Here is a 4,546-nt window from a genome sequence, read left to right as displayed (position 1 = left end):
ACCCAGTGCCGGCCACGGCGGGGGCGCGCGGGAGCGCACCCGGCGGGGAGCGGACAGCACGTCGCCGTGAAGGAGTGGAGAGATGGCCGGTCTGGTCCCTGGTACGTCCCGGCTGCTGCGCGCGGGTATGGGCGCGGCGGCGGTCGGTCTGCTGCTGATCTACAACTCGGTGGACCCGGGGGCCCCGGCCGGGTCCGAGCCGGGCCAGGCCGCTCCCCCGGCGGCCACCGCGGGCGCCTCGGCCGCAGCCGCCCAGGCGCCGGCCAAGGCGGCCGCCACCCCGGCCGCACCCCCGTTGAAGCGCTCCAGTCCGACCCGGCTGCGGATCCCGCAGATCGGCGTGGACGCTCCGTTCACCGAGCTGACCCTGAACCCGGCCGGCCAGCTCAACGCGCCGCCGCCGGACGACAAGAACCTGGTCGGCTGGTACCGCGACGGCGTCTCCCCCGGCGAGCGCGGCAGCGCCGTGGTGGCCGGGCACGTGGACACCAACAAGGGCGCGGCGGTCTTCCTGCTGCTCAGCCTGCTGATGCCGGGCAACAAGGCCGAGGTCCAGCGTGCCGACGGCACGGTCGCCGTCTTCGTGGTGGACTCGGTGGAGACCTTCGCCAAGGACGCCTTCCCCGACCAGAAGGTCTACGGGAAGACGCCCGACGCCCAGCTGCGCCTGATCACCTGCGGCGGCACCTACGACAAGAAGCGCAAGGACTACCTCGACAACGTGGTCGTCTTCGCGCACCTGGAGTCCTCGCACAAGGCGTGACCCCCGGACGGACCACGACCGCCGGCCTCCTCGACGGAGGCCGGCGGTCGCCGTGCGGGCGGAGCGGGGTCAGCCGCGCACGGTGGCCTCGAAGGCGTGCAGGTACGGGTTGACCGGGCGGACCTCGGTGACGTCCAGGCCGGCCTCCTTCATCAGCCGCACCATGCTCTCCTCGGAGTGCTTGGCACCGCCGACGTTGAGCATCAGCATCAGGTCCATCGCGGTGGTGAAGCGCATCGACGGGCTGTCGTCGACCAGGTTCTCGACCACCACGACGCGGGCGCCGGGACGGGCGGCCTTCACCACGTTGGCGAGGGTGCGGCGGGTGCTCTCGTCGTCCCACTCCAGGATGTTCTTGATGATGTAGAGGTCGGCGCGGACCGGGATGTCCACCCGGCAGTCGCCGGACACCAGCCGGGCCCGGGCCGAGAAGGACCCGCCCTCACGCAGCCGCGGGTCGGCGCCGGCGACCACCTTGGGCAGGTCGAGCAGGGTGCCGTGCAGGGCCGGGTGCTTCTCCAGCAGGCTGGCGAGCACGTGGCCCTGGCCGCCGCCGATGTCGACCACCGAGTCGATGCCGGTGAGGTCGAGGTAGGCGGCGAAGTCGGCGGCGGACTGCCGGCTGGAGGTGGTCATCGCCCGGTCGAAGACCTTGGCCGAGTCGCCCCCTTCGCTGTGCAGGTAGTCGAAGAACTCCTTGCCGAACAGCTCGGGGAAGACGTTGCGGCCGGAACGGACGGCCTCGTCCAGCTTGGGCCAGGCCTCCCAGGTCCACGGCTCGGTGCACCAGAGGGAGATGTAGCGCAGGCTGTTGGGGGCGTCCTCGCGCAGCAGCCGGGACATCTCGGTGTGCTCGAAGCGGTCGTCCCCGGCCTCCTGGAAGATGCCGTAGCAGGTCAGCGCGCGCAGCAGGCGGCGCAGCGGCTTGGGCTCGGTGTCGAGCGCGGCCGCGAGGTCGGTGACGGTCGTCGGGGTGTCGCCGAGCGCGTCGGCGACGCCGAGCCGGGCGGCCGCGCGGACGGCGGCGGCGCAGGCGGCGCCGAAGACGAGCTCCCGCAGGCGCATCGCGGCTTGCGGGTCGGTGGCGGGTGCGGTGGTCATGTGCCGTCTTTCTGCAGGTGGGAGGGGTGGCGAGGGTTCACGGGTCAGCAGTGGCCGGCCGGGATGGAGACCGCGCAGTGGTTGCGGGAGAAGGTGTTGGTGGTGCCGGTGTCGGCGTCGACCAGGTCCGCCGGGCTGTTGCCGGTCGCCTGGTTGCCGCTGATGGTGTGCCGGGCGTTGGGCGCGCCGACCAGGCTGCGGAACAGCACGATGCCGCCGGACATCGACGAGGTGCCGACGTTGTCGCGGACCTGGTTGTCCGTCACCGTGGTGTCCTCGGCGCCGGTGAGCAGGATGCCGGTGCCCTGGATGAAGTCGAGCCGCGGGTTGGGCGGGCAGTACTTGTTGTTGGCGACGACCCGGTTGCGGCTGATGCTCAGCGCACCCGCCTTGGGCACGCCCTCGTCGCCGACGACGAAGACGCCGCCGCAGTTGCCGCGGACGTCGTTCTGCGCGATGTCCAGGTCGCGCAGGCGGCGGACGGTGACGCCGATCCGGTTCTCGGAGAGCCGGTTGCCGCTGACCAGCGTGCCCTCGGTGTCCATGGCGCCGCCCTCGTTGGCCACGCTGTTGGCGAGGAAGACGCCGGACTGGCCGTTGCGGGCCGACTCGTTGCCGACGATGACGGCGCGGGTCGACTTCTCCTGGCTGATGCCCTGCTGCGCGTTGTCGTGGACGTAGGTCGCGCGCACGGTCATGCCGGTGGTCGAGCTGATGTTGATGCCGTTCTTGGGGAAGCCGGTGACGGCCAGCGCCTCGACGGTGATGCCGCGGAGCGGCTCCGCGTCGGCGCCGACGACACAGAGGCCGTGGCCGGCGGTGGCGCAGACGGTGTCGCCGGCGGTGCCGGCGGCGGCGTCCCCGGGGACGATCACGCTCTGCCGGCCGGTCCCGCGCAGGGTGAGGCCGGGCGTGGTGATCCGGACGCTGCCGTAGTAGGTGCCCGGCATCAGCTGGACGGTGTCGCCGGGTTCGGCCGCGTCGACGGCCTGCTGAACCGATTCGCCCGGGCGGACGAGGTGGAGGCCGGCGGCGTGGGCCGCGGGCGCGGCGGCCAGGGTGGCCAGGATGGTGGTGAGGGCGGTCGCGGCGGCAGCGGTGGCCGCGGCAAGGTGGTGGACCCGACGCGTAGGCATGATGTGATGACCTGCTTTCTGGCGCGCTCGCGGGACGCCGGCGCGGTGGTGACGCGGTGTATGGGAGAGACGACAGCCGGTGGGGATCGGCCGAATCGACGCTATGGGCGCACGGGTGGCCCCGCCACCAGGACTGGGCTACAGGACTGACGGACCGTCGGCCGGTCGTGTGAGTGCACCCGCCGGGGCGGGGACGGCGGGGCGGGGACGGCGGGGCGGGGACGGCGGGGCGGGTGGCGGGGCCGGGTGGCGGCGGTCTTCTGGCGGGGCGTCAGCGGTTCGGCGAGCGTCTGCGCGCGGCACGCGGCGGCACGCAGGCCGCGCGTCTCGACGGAAGCGGCGGGCTCGCCGGTGGCGGACGTTCTCCAGGGATTGCCGGCGACCAGGCGAATGCGGCGACGAGGGCGGGCGCGCTCCGGCCTGGCGTTCGACCCTTGGGTTCGGTCGATCGATGACGAAGGAAGCTTTTGCCACTTCCACCGTTCGTGTACGCCTGCCGGGCGCAGAGGCCTGTGCACCGGGCCGTGCCGGGCGCGTGGCATTCTCGGGGCATGAACACCGCCGCCGTCCTCCCGCCCGTCGCCGCCGTACCGCCGCCCACCGCCGTCCGCAACCCGGTCGGGGCCCACGTGCCGGTGGCCGCCCGCGGGCTGGCCGGGACGGGGCTGGCGTACGCCCGGCGGGTGGGCGCCGAGGCGGTCCAGGTCTTCGTGGCCAATCCGCGCGGCTGGGCCACTCCCCCGGGCAACCCGGCGCAGGACGAGGAGTTCCGCACCGCCTGCGCCGAGCAGGGCGTCCCGGCGTACGTGCACGCGCCGTACCTGATCAACTTCGGCTCGGACACCGCGGCGACCCGCGAGCGCTCAGCCGCCTCGCTGCGCCACTCGCTGCTGCGGGGCCACGCGATCGGCGCGCTGGGCGTGGTGCTGCACACCGGTTCGGCGGTCGGCACCGCGCCGGGCGGCGGCTCGCGGCGGGCCGAGGCGATGGCGCAGGTCCGCGCGGACGTCCGGCCACTGCTGGACGAGCTGGACGCGCTCGGCGACGACGCGCCGTGGCTGCTGCTGGAGCCGACGGCCGGCCAGGGCAGCTCGCTCTGCTCGCGGATGGAAGACCTGGCGGAGTACGTCGACGCGCTGGACGGCCACCCCAAGGTCGGGGTCTGCCTGGACACCTGTCACGCCTTCGCGGCCGGCCACGACCTCGCTGCGGCGGGCGGCGTCCGGGAGGCGCTGGACGCGCTGGTGGCGGCCGCCGGGCCGGGCCGGCTGCGGCTGATCCACGCCAACGACTCGGAGGACACCGTCGGCGCGCGCAAGGACCGGCACGCCAACATCGGCGCGGGCCACATCGGTGCGGAGCCGTTCCGCGAGCTCTTCGAGCACCCGGAGACGGCCGGCGTCCCGCTGATCGTCGAGACGCCGGACCGCAAGCACGGTGGCGACGGCACCGGCCACGCGATGGACATCGCGGTCCTGAAGGAGCTGCGGGAGCGGGCGGCCGTCCCCGCGTGACCGGCGGGGCCCGCGGCCCGGGCCCGCCGGGC

The 4,546-nt window shown here is 74.0% G+C and carries 4 protein-coding genes; 2 read left to right on the top strand and 2 right to left on the bottom strand.

The genetic code is table 11. The features are described 5' to 3' along the window. Window positions 1-82: 82 nt before the first annotated feature. A complete protein-coding gene (locus ABZ885_RS35920) occupies window positions 83-763 on the top strand; it encodes a class F sortase (protein ID WP_360198438.1) in 681 nt (226 codons plus the stop codon). Between the two features lie 69 nt (window positions 764-832). Here the strand turns inward: ABZ885_RS35920 and ABZ885_RS35915 are convergent, their stop codons facing one another. Together ABZ885_RS35915 and ABZ885_RS35910 are read right to left on the bottom strand one after the other, a co-directional pair. Then, entirely contained in the window at window positions 833-1,864 is a 1,032-nt protein-coding gene (locus ABZ885_RS35915; protein ID WP_360198435.1) for a methyltransferase, read from the bottom strand. Between the two features lie 44 nt (window positions 1,865-1,908). Continuing rightward, window positions 1,909-3,000, bottom strand: a complete 1,092-nt coding sequence (locus tag ABZ885_RS35910; RefSeq protein WP_360198432.1) for a right-handed parallel beta-helix repeat-containing protein — start codon at window positions 2,998-3,000, stop codon at window positions 1,909-1,911. 551 nt (window positions 3,001-3,551) lie between these two features. Between ABZ885_RS35910 and ABZ885_RS35905 the strand changes: the two genes are divergently transcribed. Then, window positions 3,552-4,514: a deoxyribonuclease IV gene (locus tag ABZ885_RS35905; protein ID WP_360198430.1), complete on the top strand. Its 963-nt coding sequence runs from the start codon at window positions 3,552-3,554 to the stop codon at window positions 4,512-4,514. The last annotated feature ends 32 nt before the right edge of the window (window positions 4,515-4,546 follow it).

This window comes from Kitasatospora sp. NPDC047058, from assembly GCF_040643935.1.
GTDB lineage: Bacteria > Actinomycetota > Actinomycetes > Streptomycetales > Streptomycetaceae > Kitasatospora.
This window is presented reverse-complemented; position numbering and strand designations above follow the sequence as displayed.